Origin of the sequence: Rhodoplanes elegans, assembly GCF_016653355.1 — a bacterium.
In the GTDB taxonomy this organism is placed as follows: Bacteria; Pseudomonadota; Alphaproteobacteria; order Rhizobiales; family Xanthobacteraceae; genus Rhodoplanes; species Rhodoplanes elegans.
In genome coordinates, this window is record NZ_NHSK01000048.1 from 1 (window position 1) to 15,381 (window position 15,381).

At 70.7% G+C, this 15,381-nt stretch carries 11 protein-coding genes; 4 read left to right on the top strand and 7 right to left on the bottom strand.

What is annotated here, in order from left to right; genetic code table 11:
* The 6 genes from CCR97_RS03730 to CCR97_RS03755 form a co-directional block, all read right to left on the bottom strand.
* The coding region (locus tag CCR97_RS03730) for a hypothetical protein (protein WP_201159312.1) at positions 1-1,867 on the bottom strand (1,867 nt) is incomplete at its 3' end.
* Between the two features lie 37 nt (positions 1,868-1,904).
* Positions 1,905-2,891, bottom strand: a complete 987-nt coding sequence (locus CCR97_RS03735) for a thiamine pyrophosphate-dependent enzyme (protein ID WP_111355429.1) — start codon at positions 2,889-2,891, stop codon at positions 1,905-1,907.
* A gap of 13 nt (positions 2,892-2,904) precedes the next feature.
* On the bottom strand, positions 2,905-4,821 hold the full coding sequence (locus CCR97_RS03740; RefSeq protein ID WP_111355428.1) for a 2-oxoacid:acceptor oxidoreductase subunit alpha: 1,917 nt from the start codon (positions 4,819-4,821) through the stop codon (positions 2,905-2,907).
* 92 nt (positions 4,822-4,913) lie between these two features.
* Entirely contained in the window at positions 4,914-6,413 is a 1,500-nt protein-coding gene (gene gltA, locus CCR97_RS03745) for an NADPH-dependent glutamate synthase (protein ID WP_111355427.1), read from the bottom strand.
* A 107-nt stretch (positions 6,414-6,520) separates the two neighbouring features.
* On the bottom strand, positions 6,521-7,387 hold the full coding sequence (locus tag CCR97_RS03750; protein WP_111355426.1) for a sulfide/dihydroorotate dehydrogenase-like FAD/NAD-binding protein: 867 nt from the start codon (positions 7,385-7,387) through the stop codon (positions 6,521-6,523).
* Positions 7,388-7,960: 573 nt separating this feature from the next.
* Positions 7,961-8,923 (bottom strand): polyprenyl synthetase family protein, encoded by a 963-nt coding sequence (locus CCR97_RS03755; protein ID WP_244670251.1) that lies wholly within the window; start codon positions 8,921-8,923, stop codon positions 7,961-7,963.
* Between the two features lie 570 nt (positions 8,924-9,493).
* Here CCR97_RS03755 and hpnC point away from each other — a divergent pair.
* The 4 genes from hpnC (at position 9,494) to shc (ending at position 14,531) form a co-directional block, all read left to right on the top strand.
* Entirely contained in the window at positions 9,494-10,408 is a 915-nt protein-coding gene (gene hpnC / locus CCR97_RS03760; RefSeq protein WP_245428695.1) for a squalene synthase HpnC, read from the top strand.
* The gene (hpnD, locus tag CCR97_RS03765) at positions 10,405-11,253 is read left to right on the top strand and encodes a presqualene diphosphate synthase HpnD (RefSeq protein ID WP_111355423.1); all 849 of its coding nucleotides are present in this window, start codon (positions 10,405-10,407) and stop codon (positions 11,251-11,253) included. Before hpnC ends, hpnD begins: the two co-directional genes overlap by 4 nt.
* Positions 11,253-12,488, top strand: a complete 1,236-nt coding sequence (gene hpnE / locus CCR97_RS03770; RefSeq protein WP_111355422.1) for a hydroxysqualene dehydroxylase HpnE — start codon at positions 11,253-11,255, stop codon at positions 12,486-12,488. Before hpnD ends, hpnE begins: the two co-directional genes overlap by 1 nt.
* A 114-nt stretch (positions 12,489-12,602) precedes the next feature.
* Positions 12,603-14,531 carry a squalene--hopene cyclase gene (gene shc, locus CCR97_RS03775; RefSeq protein WP_201159314.1) on the top strand — a complete coding sequence of 643 codons (1,929 nt, stop codon included), beginning with the start codon at positions 12,603-12,605 and terminating at the stop codon, positions 14,529-14,531.
* Positions 14,532-14,626: 95 nt separating this feature from the next.
* On the opposite strand, the gene CCR97_RS03780 is transcribed toward shc, so the two are convergent.
* Positions 14,627-15,364 (bottom strand): NapC/NirT family cytochrome c, encoded by a 738-nt coding sequence (locus CCR97_RS03780; RefSeq protein WP_111355420.1) that lies wholly within the window; start codon positions 15,362-15,364, stop codon positions 14,627-14,629.
* Positions 15,365-15,381: the final 17 nt, after the last annotated feature.

Sequence of the window (15,381 nt, forward strand, 5' to 3'; positions counted from 1 at the left end):
CCGCCGCCTCCTCGCCCGCCGCCTCGGCGGCCTCGCGCTCGGCCTGCTCGCGGGCGAGGCGCTCGGCCTGCGAACGCCGCTCGGCCCAGGAATTGTGGATGTCGCCGAGCTCCTGCAGGCGATGCCACGCCTCGCGGGCGCGGCGCGTCGCGGCGATCACCGGCTCGCTCGCCACCGCGCGCCACAGGCGGTTCTGGTCGTCGACCACCGGCACGTAGGGCACCGCGCCGACCGGCTGCGGCGGCCCGGAAATCCACACGTCGACCGGCACCATGGCGTCGTTCCAATGCGCGCTCTCGACCAGCCCGAACAGATGCGCGTGGCGCGGATCGCCGGCGATCAGGTCGGCCGCCGTGAAGGCGATCTCGCCGACGATGCGCTGCTGCTTGGCGTCCTCGCAGCGGAACGGATGCACGCTCCAGTCGGCGTCGGGCCGCGGATTGTCGGCGACGTCCCAGCGCTCGGCGAGTCCCGGACCGGCGGACGGGTCGTAGGTGAAGCTCGGGAAGACGCGCGCCTGCGTCGCCGCGGCGGCGCGCAGATAGGGCGCCACGGGGTCCGCGCCGTCGCGTCCCGTGCCCGTGTAGATCGAGATCAGCGTCGGCCCCGCATAGGCGAGCCCGCGGGCGAGGCGCGAGCCGCAGCGGCCGAGCGCCGCCACGGTGGTCTGCAGCACGAAGGCGTCGTCGAGGCCGGTCGCCATGGTGGCGAGCCGCGTGCCGGCGAGGGTCGGCGCGCCGTGCTGGACGCCCGGATCGCCGATCACATCGCCGCTCAGCACGACGATCTTGGCCGGCACGCCGGCGGCGAGCAGCTCCAACACCTCGGCGCGGCGCAGCGCGCCGGCGTCCTCGACACAGACCAGGAGGTCGGGCCCGAGCGCCAGATCGCTGGTGCCGAGCGCGGCTTCCGAATAGGCGGCGAAGAACGGATCGTGCTCCTCCTCGCGATAGCGCCCGTCGATCTCCAGCTCGGCGATGGCGATCGCCCGGATCAGGGCGACGAGATCGGGACGCCGCGCCTCCCAGGCGGCGAGCGCCGTCGTGCAGTCGGTGACCACGAGCGCGGCGAGCGCCTGCTCCTCGGCGACGCGGTCGCGGGTGCGCAGCGCCTTGAGGAGCGGCTGCGCCTCCAGGACCGCGAGCGCCTGCTCGATGCGGCGGCGGCGGCGCTTGGAGACCGGGCCGGAGGCCGAGACCGAGCCGAGCAGCTCCGACATGGTGGAGAAGTCGAACAGCTCCGAGAAGCCGGGTCCGACCGCGGCGGCGAGCGCGTCCGGCGCCCGCCCGGCCTCGGAGCGGGCGAGGTCGGCGGCCAGGATGTCGGTCAGCTTGAGGATGATGCCCTCGACCCGCTCGGCGAGGCCGGCGAGCTTCTGTTCCTGCTCCAGCCGCCACAGATGCCGCACGATGGTGAGCGGCGTCTGCGCCGTGCAGGCGAGCAGCTCGCCGTCGACCGGAATCGCGGCGCGCACCGCCGCGCCGGTCTCGGCGAAGCTCGGGGCGGTCGCGGCGAGGCCGGCCACCACCTCGTCCCATTCGACGGACAACAGCCCGCCGGCGGCGGAGCGGGCGCGAATCTCGCGCTCGATGCGCAGCGCCTGGCGGCGCATCTTCTCGCCCTGCGGGCCGCGCGGCGCGACCTCCTTGAGGGCTGAGTCAACGAGACCGGTGAGCGTGCGCACGACGTCGGCCGGCGCGGCGTCGCGCACCAGCACCAGCGGGTAGTCGTGGCGCAGGCGCGTCAGGTCCGCATAGGCGGCGAGCAGCGCCGGCCGCAGCCGCCCGACGCTGTCGGCGGGCTTGGCGCCGACGGTGCTGCGTCCGAGCACGTGAAAGGCGAGCTGGGTCCTGACGTCGGCGTCCATGGGTCTCGTCCCCGCGCGTCGCGGGCCTCCGAAGTGATCAGGCGATCCGAACCGCGGGCTCGTCGTCGGGCCACACCGTGAACTTGTCGAGCTCGGCCTCGAGGCCGGTCTTGACCATGTCGAGCGAGCGCGGCGTGCCGGCCTCGCGCACGTCCTCGTAGCAGGGCACGTTCTCGTCGCGGAACAGGATCCCGACCGGCACCGGATCGATGCAGGAGGCGATCTCGCGCGCCCTGTGGATGTCGGACGGATCGTGCGCCTGCCGGTTCTTGTAGATGCGCTGCAGGCCCGGCGAGAAGGAGATCCCGTCGTCGTGCTCGAGCAGCAGCGTCTTCTCCGGGTCGCGCAGCCAAGCGTCCCACATGTTGGGCAGGAACTCGGGGCAGCGCTGGACGATGCGCACGAACGAGAAGCCCTTGTGATGGAACGCCGCGCGGATCACGGCGTAGACGGCCTCCGGGATCCAGTCGACGGCCTGGGCGACGAACGACACGTTGGTGACGCCGAGCGTCACGGTCAGCGGGTTCATCGCGTCGAGATAGGCGCCGTGCGGCGTGGTGTTGCTCTTCAGGCCCTTGGGCGAGGTCGGCGAGACCTGCTTCTTGGTGAGGCCGTAGACGTGGTTGTCGTGCAGCACCACGGTCATGTTCATGTTGTAGCGGATCGCGTGCAACCAGTGCGCCGCGCCGATCGAGCAGCAATCGCCGTCGCCCGTGTTGACGAAGACGTGCAGGTCGGGCCGCGCCATCTTGACGCCCTCGGCGATCGGCAGCGCGCGGCCGTGGATGCCGTGGAACCCGTAGGTCCGCATGTAGTGCGGAAAGCGGCTGGCGCAGCCGATGCCCGACACGAAGGCGAGCTTCTCGGGGCGCAGGTTCTCGTCGCGGCAGAGCCGCTGGACGGCGGCCAGCACGGCGTTGTCGCCGCAGCCCGAGCACCAGCGCGGAACGCCGCTCTGGTAGTCCTCGAGCGGATGATCGTCCTCGACCAGCCGGACCAGGCAATCGTGCTTCGGCATCGACATGATCGTTCTCCCGTCAGGCGAGCCGCGCGCGGATGAGCTCGTGGATGGTGCCGGGCTTGATCGGCTGGCCCATCACCTCGCCCCAGCAGTCGATGTCGACGAGGAACCGGCTGCGCAGCATCATGGCGAGCGCCGAGAAGCGGCGGTTGTTCTCGTCGATCAGCTTGTCCTCGGGCCGGTCGCACCAGTTGGCCTCGACGCACAGGACGTTCTTGAAGCCCTGCATGATCTCCTTTACGCCGGGCTGCAGCGGCTGGAGGAAATGCAGGTTGGTCGAGGAGACCTTCAGGCCCTCGGCGCGGGCCCGCGTGACGGCCTCCTCGATGGCACCGCGGGTAGAACCCCAGCCGACGATCAGGAGATCGCCGGTGCGATCGCCGAACACCGGCGGAGGCTTCAGAGTCTTCTGCAGGGCGGCGAGCTTGAGGCTGCGGGCGCGGATCGATTCCTGGTTGATCACCGGATCGTAGGCGACGCGGCTGTCACGGTCGTGGGCGAGACCCGTGACCGTGTACATGCCGTTCGGCTGGCCCGGGATGACGCGCCGGAACAGGCCGGTGTCGGGGTTCCAGTCGTACGGCTTGGTGCCGAACGGCACCGGGCTCTGGTCGATCGGCGCGGCGAGCCACGCCTCGTCGAACTTCGGCCGCGGGAACGGCTGCTGCGAGGTCGCGAGGTTGGAGTCGGAGAGCACCACCACGACCATGTTGAAGGCTTCGGCGATCTTGCGGGCCGTGATCACCGAGTAGAAGCAGTCCTCGATGGTCGAGGCCGCCATCACGACCTTCGGGGCGTCGCCGTGGCTGCCGTAGATGGCGGTGAGGAGATCGCCCTGCTCGCCCTTGGTCGGCTGGCCCGTCGAGGGGCCGCCGCGCTGGACGTTGATGACGACGAGCGGGATCTCGGCCATCACGGCGAGGCCGATCGCCTCCTGCTTGAGCGAGTAGCCGGGACCGGACGTGATGGTGACGGCGCACTTGCCGGCGTAGGAGGCGCCGATCGCGAACGTGCAGGCGGCGATCTCGTCCTCGGCCTGGTGGACGATGCCGCCGACCCGCTCGAACACCTCGCTGAGATAATGCGAGGCCGAGGTCGCCGGCGTGATCGGGTACATGGCGCAGATTTCCATGCCCGAGGCGAGCACGCCGAGGGCCAGCGCCGTGTTGCCGTTGACGACGATCTGCGGCACCGTCGCGCGCTGAGCCGGGATGCGATACTTGACGTCGAGATTGTCCTCGGCCCAGGCGGCGCCGGCTTCCAGCAGCGTCAGGTTCGCCCGGATCACCGTGTCGGACTTCTTGCGGAAGGTGAGCCGCACCTGCTCGCGGGCGAGCTTGAGGTCGAAGCTGAACAGGCTGCACAGGAGCCCGAGCACGAACATGTTCTTGCCGCGGCGCGCATCGGGCACCACCGGCTTGCACAACGCCTCGAACGGGATCTCGACGATCAGGTAGCCGCGGTCGACCAGCTCCTCGTAGGTCTCGCGATAGGCGGCGGCGATTCGTGGATCGGAGTGCGTCCGCCACATGCTCTCGAGAAAGATCGTGCAGCCGGGCTTCAGCTCGCCGGCCCGCACGCGGCCGAGCAGCACCTGCTCGTTGAAGGCGACGACGACGTCGACGCCGTCGCCGCCGTTGGCGATGCGCCCCGATCCGAGCCGGATGCGGTTGCCGCTGGCGCCCGCGATGCTGCGGGCCGGCGGCTGGATCTCGGCCGGGATGATCTCGACCGTCCACACGCCGTTGCCCATGCGGGCCGCGATCGCGCCGAGCGACTGGCCGCAGCGCTGCGCGCCTTCGCCCGAGTCGCTGATGATCTCGACGACGCATTCGTCGAGCGTGGTGACCGTCGGTTCGGCGGCGACGGGGCGCGGCGGCGACGGCTCGTCGGCCGGCACGTCCTCGCGCACGGAGGTCAGCGTCTCGCTCATGACAGTCTCTTTTTCGTTCTTGATGGCAGTCTGTCGGTGTGCCGGTGTGTCGGTCTTCTGGGGTCGCGGGCGCCGACCGGGCGGTCGGCGCGTCATACGGCTTTCACGCGAACGAAATTGTGCTCGGCCGGATCGAAGCCGAACAGCGCGGCATCGGGGGGCGTCGGATCGGCGTAGACCGTCTCGGTGTCGCGCAGGCCGAGATATCTCTTCATGCTGCGCGCGGCGGTGCGGCCGGCGCCCATCGCCTTGATGACGGTGGCGGCGCCGGTGACGATGTCGCCGCCCGCGTAGACGCCGGCCAGCGAGGTCGCGAGATCGGCGTCGGTCGCGATGTAGCCGCGCTTGTCGAGCGCGATCTTCGAGGTCTGACCGATGATCGGATTGGCGTTGGTGCCGATCGCCACCACCACGAGGTCGCAGGCGAACTCGTACTCGCTGCCCTTCACGGTGACGGGCTTGCGGCGGCCGGAGGCGTCGGGCTCGCCGAGCTCCATCTTGATGCAGCGCATGCCGCGCACGCCGCCCTTGCCGTCGTCGAGGATCGCGACCGGCGCAGTGAGCCAGTGGAAGGCGATGCCCTCCTGCTCGGCGTGGTGCACCTCCTCGATGCGGGCCGGCGCCTCGTTGCGGCTGCGGCGATAGATGCAGTGCACCTCCTCGGCGCCGAGCCGCTTGCACACCCGCATGGCGTCCATCGCGGTGTTGCCGGCGCCGATCACGGCGACCTTGGCGCCGATCGGCAGCGGCGTGTCGAAGCCCTCGTCCTTCGCCTGCATCATGTTGCAGCGGGTGAGCAGCTCGTTGGCCGAAAGCACGCCGTTGAGCGAGTCGCCCGGGATGCCCATGAAGCTCGGATAGCCGGCGCCGGTGCCGATGAAGACGGCGTGGAAGCCCATCTCCTCGATCATCTGCTCGATCGTGAACAGGCGGCCGACCAGCGTGTTGCAGACGAACTTGACGCCGAGCTTCTCGAGATTGCGGATCTCGGCGTCGACGACGCTGTTGGGCAGGCGGAAGTCCGGGATGCCGTAGCGCAGCACGCCGCCCGGCACGTGGAACGCCTCGAACACCGTGACGTCGCAGCCGGCCTTCGCCATGTCGGCCGCGCAGGCCATGCCGGCCGGTCCGGAGCCGACGATGCCGACCTTGAAGCCGTTCGGCTCGATATAGGGGACGTTGCTCCAGCCCTGCGCGATCGCGGTGTCGCCGACGAAGCGCTCCAGCCGGCCGATGGCGACCGGGGCGAGCTGGTTGCCGACCACGCAGGCGCCTTCGCACTGGTTCTCCTGCGGGCAGACGCGGCCGCACACGGCGGGCAGCAGGTTGGTCTGCGTGATCACGTCGTAGGCGCCGCGCAGGTCGTTGGCGGCGATCTTGGAGATGAAGCCCTTGATGTCGACGCCGACCGGGCAGCCCGGCGTGCAGGCCGGCCGCGGGCATTCGATGCAGCGGCTCGCCTCGAGCTCGGCCTGTTCGGGCGTGAAGCGCAGCGTCACCTCGTAGAAGTTCTGCACCCGCACCTGCGGGTCCTGCTCGCCGACCTCCGCGCGCTCGCGCGGAATCGTCCGGATCGTCTTTCGCTTCGCCATCGTCTCCCGCACCTTTGCAGGCGTTCGTCACATCCCGTCCGTCACGCAGCCGTCGGCTCGAGCACGACTTCCTCCGAGAACCCGTATCCACGTCTCGGATTCATGCTCTAGCGGCCCATGCGGCAGCTCTCCTCGAATTTCGCCAGCGCCGCCTTCTCGGTGGCGGCGAAGCGTTTGAGGCGAACCATGAGATCGTCGAAATCGACCTGATGTGCGTCGAAGTCCGGCCCGTCGACGCAGGCGAACTTGATGCCGTCGCCGATCTTCACCCGGCAGCCGCCGCACATGCCGGTGCCGTCGACCATGATCGGGTTGAGGCTGACGACCGTCTTGATCTTGTGCGGCCGCGTGGTCTCGGCGCAGGCCTTCATCATGATGGGCGGGCCGATGGCGACGACCTCGTCGACGTCGGGATGCGCGGCGATCGCCTGGCGCAGGCCCTCGGTGACGTTGCCCTTGATGCCGACCGAGCCGTCGTCCGTGCAGACGATCACCTCGTCGCAGCAGGCGCGGAACTTGTCCTCCCAGAAGACCAGATCCTTGGTGCGGAAGCCGACCACGGCCGTCACGTGGGCGCCGGCCTCCTTGTAGGCGCGCGCCTGCGGGAAGATCGGCGCGACGCCGAGCCCGCCGCCGACGCAGACGACGCGGTGCTGGCCGCCGATGTGGCTGGGCTCGCCCATCGGGCCGGCGAGCGCGTGCAGGAAGGTGCCGACCCGGCAGACCTGCTGCATCTCGCGCGTGGTCTTGCCGACCGCCTGGATCACCAGCGTGATGGTGCCGCGCTCGCGGTCGAAGTCGGCGATGGTGAGCGGGATCCGCTCGCCGTGATCGTTGAGCATGACTATCACGAACTGCCCGGCGCGCGCGGCTTTCGCCATCAAGGGATGGCGCACCTCGAGCAGATAGGTGACGTCGGAGAAATCTTGCCGGGCGACGATCTCGAAGCCGCGGGAGTCCAGGAGGCTCGACATGGCACGTCGCCTGCGAGGATTGATGGAAAGCACCCCACCCGGCGAGGCACCAGGACGACCGAGCGCTTCCTCGAGAGTTTCTTGTCGACCCTCACATGAACGTTTCGTGTCCGGCGCACATTGACCTCGCTCAAACCGAGGGGGGCGCGCGGCGACCGGGGGCCGCGGCACGCCCGCCGCCGAGACGCCGGCCCGGAGGTCGCGGGGGAGCGATTTTCGCTTATGGGAACGCAGGTTCGGTTGTTCGAAACACCACCGGCGGCAGCTCGCGTCATCCCCCGCGCCGACGCCGGGCAGGTCCGCCATACGCTCACCGAATGGCGGGGAAGGATGACGGGCGCACGGGGCCGCGTCGCGACCTTGCGACTGCGACCGAACAGGTCGATGCCCGCTCGATGTCGAGAACTGGGAGCCTCGTGCCCCGGACAAGGTACATCGGGCCGCAGGCCCGATGTGCCGCAGAGCCGGGGCCCAGGGGCGGCACGGTGAAGAACCTTCCGCATGGCTCCTGGGTCCCGGCTCGCGGCGCGTCGCGCCGCGTCCGGGACACGAGGCCGAAGCGGGAAAAAGACCTCAGTGGCTCCGTTCGGCGACGAAGCGGGCGGCGGCGCGGAGAATGTCCGCCGCCGGCCCGAACGGGGCGACGGCGGCCTCCGCCTCGGCGACGAGGTCCGCGAGCGCCTTGCGGGCGCCGTCGATGCCCATGATCCGCACCAGGGTCGCCTTGTGGAGGCCGGCGTCCTTGCCGGTCGCCTTGCCGACCGTGGCGGCGTCGCCGGTCGCGTCGAGGAGGTCGTCGGCGACCTGGAAGGCCTTGCCGATGGCGACCCCGTAGCGGTCGAGCGCCGCCTGGGCGTCCTTGTCGGCGCCGGCGACGATCGCTCCGCCGACGCAGGAGAAGCGCAGGAGCGCCCCGGTCTTCATCGATTCCATCGTCTCGGTGGCGGCGCGGTCGAGCGGCTGGGGCACGTTGCCGTTGAAGCGCCCCTCGGCCGCCAGGTCGAGCATCTGGCCGCCGACCATGCCGCCGATGCCCGACGCGCGGGCGAGCGCCAGGACGAGGTCGATGCGCACCGCGGCGTCCGGATGGGTCTCCGGCCGGCCCAGCACATCGAAGGCGAGCGTCTGCAGCGCATCACCCGCCAGGATGGCAGTGGCGTCGTCGAACGCCTTGTGGGTGGTCGGGCGGCCGCGGCGCAGGTCGTCGTTGTCCATGGCGGGAAGGTCGTCGTGCACCAGCGAGTAGCAGTGGACGAGCTCGACCGCGGCGCCGACCATCAAGGCGCGGGCGCGGTCGCCGCCGAACAGGGCCGCCGATTCGACCGCCAGGAAGGGGCGGAACCGCTTGCCGCCGGCGAGGCTCGCGTAGCGCATGGCGGCGAGCAGCCGGTCCGGGCGGGCTTTCTCGCCGGCCTCCGGCGTGGCGCCGAGCAGGCGCTCCAGCAGGGTCTCGGTCTCGGCCGCGACGGCGTCCAGCCGTGCGGGAAATCCGGCGTCGGCACTGGCGACGTCGGCATGCTTGGTGTTGCCCAACAACTCGGCTCTCCCCGGATGCCCGTCGGTCGGGCCCCCGGCCGCCCGCGCCCGCATGGCGCCGGCTCCTGCCGTCCGACGACGGGACCTCGGCTCCTGGCTTAATCATCGCGGCCGGCGAGGGCAACCGGCTTGGCCACCGGGCGGCCACCCGGGCCGGCGCCCGGCCGGGCGCCGGGGTGGACCACCGGGAAGGGTGTCGCGATCGCCCGGTCCGGTTCGCGCCGAGCCCCGCGAAAGCCGCGCCCGGGCGTGTCCCGGATGCCCCTCCGGCGCCGAAAACGTAGCCGGAACAATCGTTCCGGCCCGCTCCCGCGTTGACTCCCAAAGCCCTGCATGCTTTGAACTTCGGACGCCTTGCAGCACTCGAACATTGCGCTGTCGCTCGCGCGCGCTGCCCCAGATGTTCCGGCCCGGGTGATGCGGCCCGCTCTTCGGCCAGTCGCTGGTCCACGCGCGGGCATCGATTCATCAACAAGGGCCTGCCGGTCGCGTCATGATCCCGATTTTCGCCCCCGCACATGTCTTCGCGCGTCGCCGGTCCGGCGCAGCGCCGACCTGCGAGATCCGATCGTGACCGCGACGGCCGCCGATCTGCGGTCCGGCAAGGGATCGCACGACGAGAATTTTCCGGTCGCGTCCTGGATCGTGCATCCACGCCACCGGCCGGCGATCCTCGCCTTCTACGAGTTCGTCCGCGTCGCCGACGACATCGCCGACCACCCGACCCTGCCCGAGGCCGACAAGCTCGCCTATCTGGACCGGCTGGAGGGCAGCCTGCTCGGCCGCGGCGCGAGCGAGCCGGAGGGCGTCGCGCTCAAGATCGCGCTCGCCGACCGGGCACTGTCGCCGCGCCACGCGCGCGACCTCCTCACCGCGTTCCGGCTCGACGTCACCAAGCGGCGCTACGCCGATTTCGACGACCTGATCGACTACTGCAGCTACTCGGCGATGCCGGTCGGCCGCTTCGTGCTCGACGTGCACGGCGAGCGCGGCACCACCTGGGACGCCAACGACCGGCTGTGCGCCGCGCTGCAGATCATCAATCACCTGCAGGACTGCGCCAAGGACTTCCGGGCGCTCGACCGCGTCTACATCCCGCTCGACACCTTCGCGGCCCATGGCGCGGCCGTGGAGGATCTGGGCGGAGCGCAGGCGACGCCGGCCCTCAAGGCCTGCATCGCCGATCTCGCGGCGAAGACCGACGGCCTCCTCGCCGAAAGCCGGGTGTTCTCGTCGCTGATCCGCGATCGCCGCCTCGCGCTCGAGGTCGCCGTGATCCAGACGCTCGCCGAGCGGCTGACCGCGATGCTGAAGGTGCGCGACCCGCTGTGCGAGCGCGTCCATCTCGCCAAGCCGCAGGTCGCCGCGCTCGGCGTCCTCGGTCTCGTCAACGGCATCTTGGGGCGCTTCCGGCGCCCGCCCGCCGCGCCGGCCGCTCCTGCGGCCCCCGCGGCCGATCCCGCGAACCCGCGACGCCAGCCATGACCCAGCTCGCCGTTCATCCCGAGGAGACCGAGCCCGTCGCGTCGCGCCGCGCCGCCGGCAGCTCGTTCTACTTCGCCATGCGCATGCTGCCGCGGGCCCGCCGCGACGCCATGTTCGAGATCTACTCGTTCTGCCGCTACGTCGACGACATCGCCGACTCCGAGGCGCCGCGGGCCGACCGCATCGCCGCGCTGGAGCGCTGGCGGCGCGAGCTCGACGACGTCTATGCCGGCCGGGTCCCGCCGCAGCATCGAGGCCTCGCTCAGGCGATCGCCGAGTTCGACCTGCGCAAGGAGGATTTCGTCGCCATCATCGAAGGCATGGAGATGGACGCGGCGGCCGACATAAGGGCGCCCGACCTCGCCACCTTCGACCTCTATTGCGACCGCGTCGCGAGCGCCGTCGGCCGCCTGTCGGTCAGGGCCTTCGGCATGGGCGAGCCGGACGGCGAGCAGCTCGCGCACCATCTCGGCCGCGCCCTGCAGATCGTCAACATCCTGCGCGACATCGACGAGGACGCCGAGAACGGCCGCCTCTACCTGCCGCGCGAGCTGCTGGACGAGGCCGGCATCACGACGACCGAGCCGCGCGCCGTCGCGGCGCATCCGGGTGTCGGCCAGATCGGCCAGGCGCTGATCGAGCGCGCCCGAAAGCACTTCGAGGCGGCCGACGAGATCATGGACCGCTCGCCGCGCTGGATGGTCCGCGCCCCGCGCATCATGGGCAAGGTCTATCGCGCGATCCTCGACGACCTCTCGGCCCGCGGCTTCGATCCGCCGCGCGAGCCCGTGAAGGTCAACAAGCTGTCGCTGCTGCTGATCGTGCTGCAGTACGGGTTCGTCTGATGCCGGGTGCCGTCCACATCATCGGGGCCGGTCTCGCCGGCCTCGCCGCGGCGGTGCGCCTGGCCGGCACCGGCCGCCGCGTCACGGTGCACGAGGGCTCGAAGCAGCCGGGCGGCCGCTGCCGCTCCTATCACGACCCGGCGACCGGCCTCTACATCGACAACGGCAACCACCTGCTGCTGTCCGCCAACCAGGCCGCGCTCGACTATGCCGCGACGCTCGGCACGACCGACCGGCTGGACGGGCCGGCCGAAGCAGCGTTCGACTTCTTCGATCTGCGCACCCGGACCGGGTGGCGGCTTAAGATCGACGACGGCCACATCCCGTGGTGGATCTTCGACGATCAGAAGCGGGTGCCCGGCACCGGCTGGCGTGATTACATCGCGCTCGGCAAGGTGCTGTTCACCGGCGAACGGCCGCTCGGCGAAGTCATCCCGTGCAAGGGCGCGCTCTACGAGAGGCTGATCGAGCCCCTGATGGTCGCGGCGCTGAACACCGCACCGCCCGTCGCCTCGGCGGCGCTCGCGCGCAACATCGTGCGCGAGACGCTGGCGAAGGGCGGCGCCTTCTGTCGGCCGCTGGTCGCCACTGGCGGGCTCGGAACCGTGTTCGTCGAGCCGGCGCTCGACCATCTGCGCGCCCGCGACGTCCCGGTGCTGATGACCCACGAGCTGCGCGCCCTCGTCACCGAAGGCGATCGCGTCATGGCGCTCGACTTCGGCGACGAGACGGTTGCGCTCGGACCGGACGACGCCGTGATCCTCGCCGTGCCGGCCTGGACCGCGACCGCGCTGGTGCCCGGGCTCACTGCGCCGACCGAGTTCCGCTCGATCCTCAACACGCATTTCCGCACCGTCGCGCCGGCCGGATCACCCCCGCTGGTCGGCGTGATCGGCGGCACGGCGGAGTGGATCTTCGTGTTCCCGGACCGCGTCTCGGTGACCACCTCGAACGCCGATCGCTTCATGAAGGAGCCGCGTGAAACGCTGGCGCAGACGATCTGGGACGAGGTCCGCTGCGTGATCGGCATCACGGACGAGGCCCTGCCGGCCTGGCAGATCGTACGCGAGCGGCGCGCCACCTTCGCGGCGACGCCGGAGCAGAACGCGCTGCGGCCCGGCCCGCGGACCGCGTGGACGAACCTGGTTCTGGCAGGCGACTGGACCGACACCGGCCTGCCCGCGACCATCGAGGGCGCGATCCGATCCGGCAACACGGCCGCCGCGCTGATCTGACGCCGCGCCGACCCGAGCACGACCCCGAACAAGAACACGATCGAGAACGAGAGCAGTCCGATGCGAGACGTGACCACCTTGGCCGACGCCACCCCGGTCGCCGGGTCGACCCTGATGGCGGCGCTCGAGACCCACATCCGGAAGGCGACGGACGCACTCCTGTCCTATCAGCAGCCGGACGGCCACTGGGTGTTCGAGCTGGAGGCGGACGCGACCATCCCGTCCGAGTACGTGCTGCTCGTCCATCATCTCGGCGAGACGCCCGACCTCGAGGTCGAGCGCAAGATCGGCGTCTATCTGCGCCGCATCCAAGGCGAGCACGGCGGCTGGCCGCTGTTCCAGGACGGCGACTTCGACATCTCGGCGAGCGTGAAGGCCTATTTCGCGCTCAAGATGATCGGCGACGACCCCGAGGCGCCGCACATGCGGCGCGCCCGCGAGGCGATCCTGGCGCACGGCGGCGGATCGAAGGTCAACGTCTTCACCCGCATCCAGCTCGCGCTCTACGGCGTCGTCCCGTGGAACGCCGTGCCGGTGATGCCGCCGGAGGTGATCTTCCTGCCGCGCTGGGCGCCGTTCACCATCTGGAAGGTCTCGTACTGGGCGCGCACCACCATCGTGCCGCTCCTCGTGCTGCAGACCCTCAAGCCGAAGGCCCGCAACCCGCGCGGCGTGACCATCGACGAATTGTTCCTGGAGCCGCCCGCGACGGTCGGCCCGCCCAGCAAGGCGCCGCACCAGAGCTGGTGGTGGTTCCTGCTGTTCCGCGGCATCGACGGCGTGCTGCGCGCGATCGATCCGCTGATGCCGCGCGGCCCGCGCCGGCGCGCCATCGAGGCGGCGCTCGCCTTCGTGCGCGAGCGGCTCAACGGCGAGGACGGGCTCGGCGCCATCTATCCGCCGATGGCCAACTCGGTGATGATGTTCGACGTGCTCGGCTTCCCGCCCGACTATCCGGAGCGCGCCGTCGCCCGCCGCTCGATCGAGAAGCTGCTCGTCGTCGGCGACGAGGAGGCCTATTGCCAGCCCTGCGTCTCGCCCGTGTGGGACACGGCGCTGACCTGCCACGCGCTCCTGGAGGCCGGCGGCGAGGAGGCGGTCGAGAAGGCCCGCAAGGGGCTGGACTGGCTGAAGCCCTTGCAGGTGCTCGACCTCGAAGGCGATTGGGCGCATGCGCGGCCGGGCGTGCGGCCGGGCGGCTGGGCCTTCCAGTACGCCAACGCCCATTATCCGGACCTCGACGACACCGCCGTCGTGGTGCTGGCGATGGACCGGGCGCGCGGCGCCGCCGGCGACGGCCGCTACGACGTGCCGATCGATCGCGGCCGCGAATGGGTGCTCGGCCTGCAGAGCAAGAACGGTGGCTGGGCCGCCTTCGACGCCGACAACACCTACACGTACCTCAACAACATCCCGTTCTCCGACCACGGCGCCCTGCTCGACCCGCCGACCGAGGACGTCGCGGCGCGTTGCGTCTCGATGCTGGCGCAGCTCGGCGAGACGCCGGAGACGAGCCCGGCGATGGCGCGCGGCGTCGCCTATCTGCGCGAGACGCAGCTTCCCGACGGGAGCTGGTACGGCCGCTGGGGCCTCAACTACATCTACGGCACCTGGTCGGTGCTGTGCGGTCTCAACGCCGCCGGTCTCGGCCGCGACGACCCGGCGGTCAGCAAGGCGGCCGACTGGCTGATCCGCATCCAGAACGTCGACGGCGGCTGGGGCGAGGACGGCACCAGCTACAAGCTCGACTACAAGGGGTACGAGCCGGCGCCCAGCACCGCGTCACAGACCGCTTGGGCGCTGCTCGCCCTGATGGCCGCCGGCGAGGTCGATCATCCGGCCGTCGAGCGCGGCGTCGCGTATCTCGCCCGCACCCAGAACCAGGAAGGCCTGTGGGACGAGGAGCGCTACACGGCGACGGGTTTTCCGCGCGTGTTCTATCTGCGTTACCACGGCTACCGGAAGTTCTTCCCGCTGTGGGCGATGGCGCGCTACCGCAACCTCAAGCGCTCGAACGACCGGCGGGTGGCGTTCGGGATGTGACGGCTTCGGCCTCCTGATCAAGTCGGAGGCCGCCTGCCCTCTCCGGTGCCGGAGAGGGCGTCCTCGCGAGAGTGCCGCGAGAGTGCCGCGGCCGCTCAGCGCGCCGCGACGCTGCCGCCGGACGGCGCCGCCGCGGCCGGCGCGCCCTTGCCGTTGGCGCCGTTGGACAGCTCGCGCCACAGCTTGTCGGCCGCCTCCTGGGCGCCGGGCGGTAGCCGGTGGGCGATGCCGCGATGGCAGTCGATGCAGGTGTTGGCGTTCTTCACCGCCTGCTGGTGGTTCTCGGCCGAGCGCTTCTCCTGCACGGACCAGTCCATGTGGATGAAGTCGTGGCAGTTGCGGCACTCGCGGCTGTCCGTGGTCTTCATGGCGCGCCACACATTGGTGGCGAGGTGCAGGCGGCGGGCGTTGAACTTCTCCGGCGTGTCGATGGTGCCGAGGATGTGCTGCAGCAGGTCGTTGGAGGCCTGGACCTTGCGAATCATCTTGTGGGTCCAGTCCTTCGGTACGTGGCAGTCGGTGCACACGGCGCGCACGCCGGTGCGGTTGGTGTAGTGCACGGTCTGCCGATACTCGCGGAAGACGTTCGCCTCCATCTCGTGACAGGAGATGCAGAACGCCTCGGTGTTGGTCGCCTCGATGGCGGTGTGGAACGCTCCCCAGAAAGCGATGCCGCCGAGGAAGCCGACGACCAGCAGGGCGCCGAGCGAGAGCGTGCCGGACGGGCTCCAGAACCAGCGCCACAGGCGGCGCAGCCGGCCCGGGGCTTTCGCAGGCGTTCCGGAGGCGGCATCGGGCGCCGCGGGAGCCGGTTGCGCGGGTTGGTCGGTCATCGGTCGAATCCTCGTCC

Excerpts from the sequence above, each read along its gene's own strand:
- CCR97_RS03735 (WP_111355429.1), bottom strand. The coding sequence starts at position 2,891 with ATGTCGATGCCGAAGCACGATTGCCTGGTCCGGCTGGTCGAGGACGAT.
- CCR97_RS03740 (WP_111355428.1), bottom strand. The coding sequence starts at position 4,821 with ATGAGCGAGACGCTGACCTCCGTGCGCGAGGACGTGCCGGCCGACGAG.
- gltA (WP_111355427.1), bottom strand. The coding sequence starts at position 6,413 with ATGGCGAAGCGAAAGACGATCCGGACGATTCCGCGCGAGCGCGCGGAG.
- CCR97_RS03750 (WP_111355426.1), bottom strand. The coding sequence starts at position 7,387 with ATGTCGAGCCTCCTGGACTCCCGCGGCTTCGAGATCGTCGCCCGGCAA.
- hpnD (WP_111355423.1), top strand. The coding sequence starts at position 10,405 with ATGACCCAGCTCGCCGTTCATCCCGAGGAGACCGAGCCCGTCGCGTCG.
- hpnE (WP_111355422.1), top strand. The coding sequence starts at position 11,253 with ATGCCGGGTGCCGTCCACATCATCGGGGCCGGTCTCGCCGGCCTCGCC.
- shc (WP_201159314.1), top strand. The coding sequence starts at position 12,603 with ATGGCGGCGCTCGAGACCCACATCCGGAAGGCGACGGACGCACTCCTG.
- CCR97_RS03780 (WP_111355420.1), bottom strand. The coding sequence starts at position 15,364 with ATGACCGACCAACCCGCGCAACCGGCTCCCGCGGCGCCCGATGCCGCC.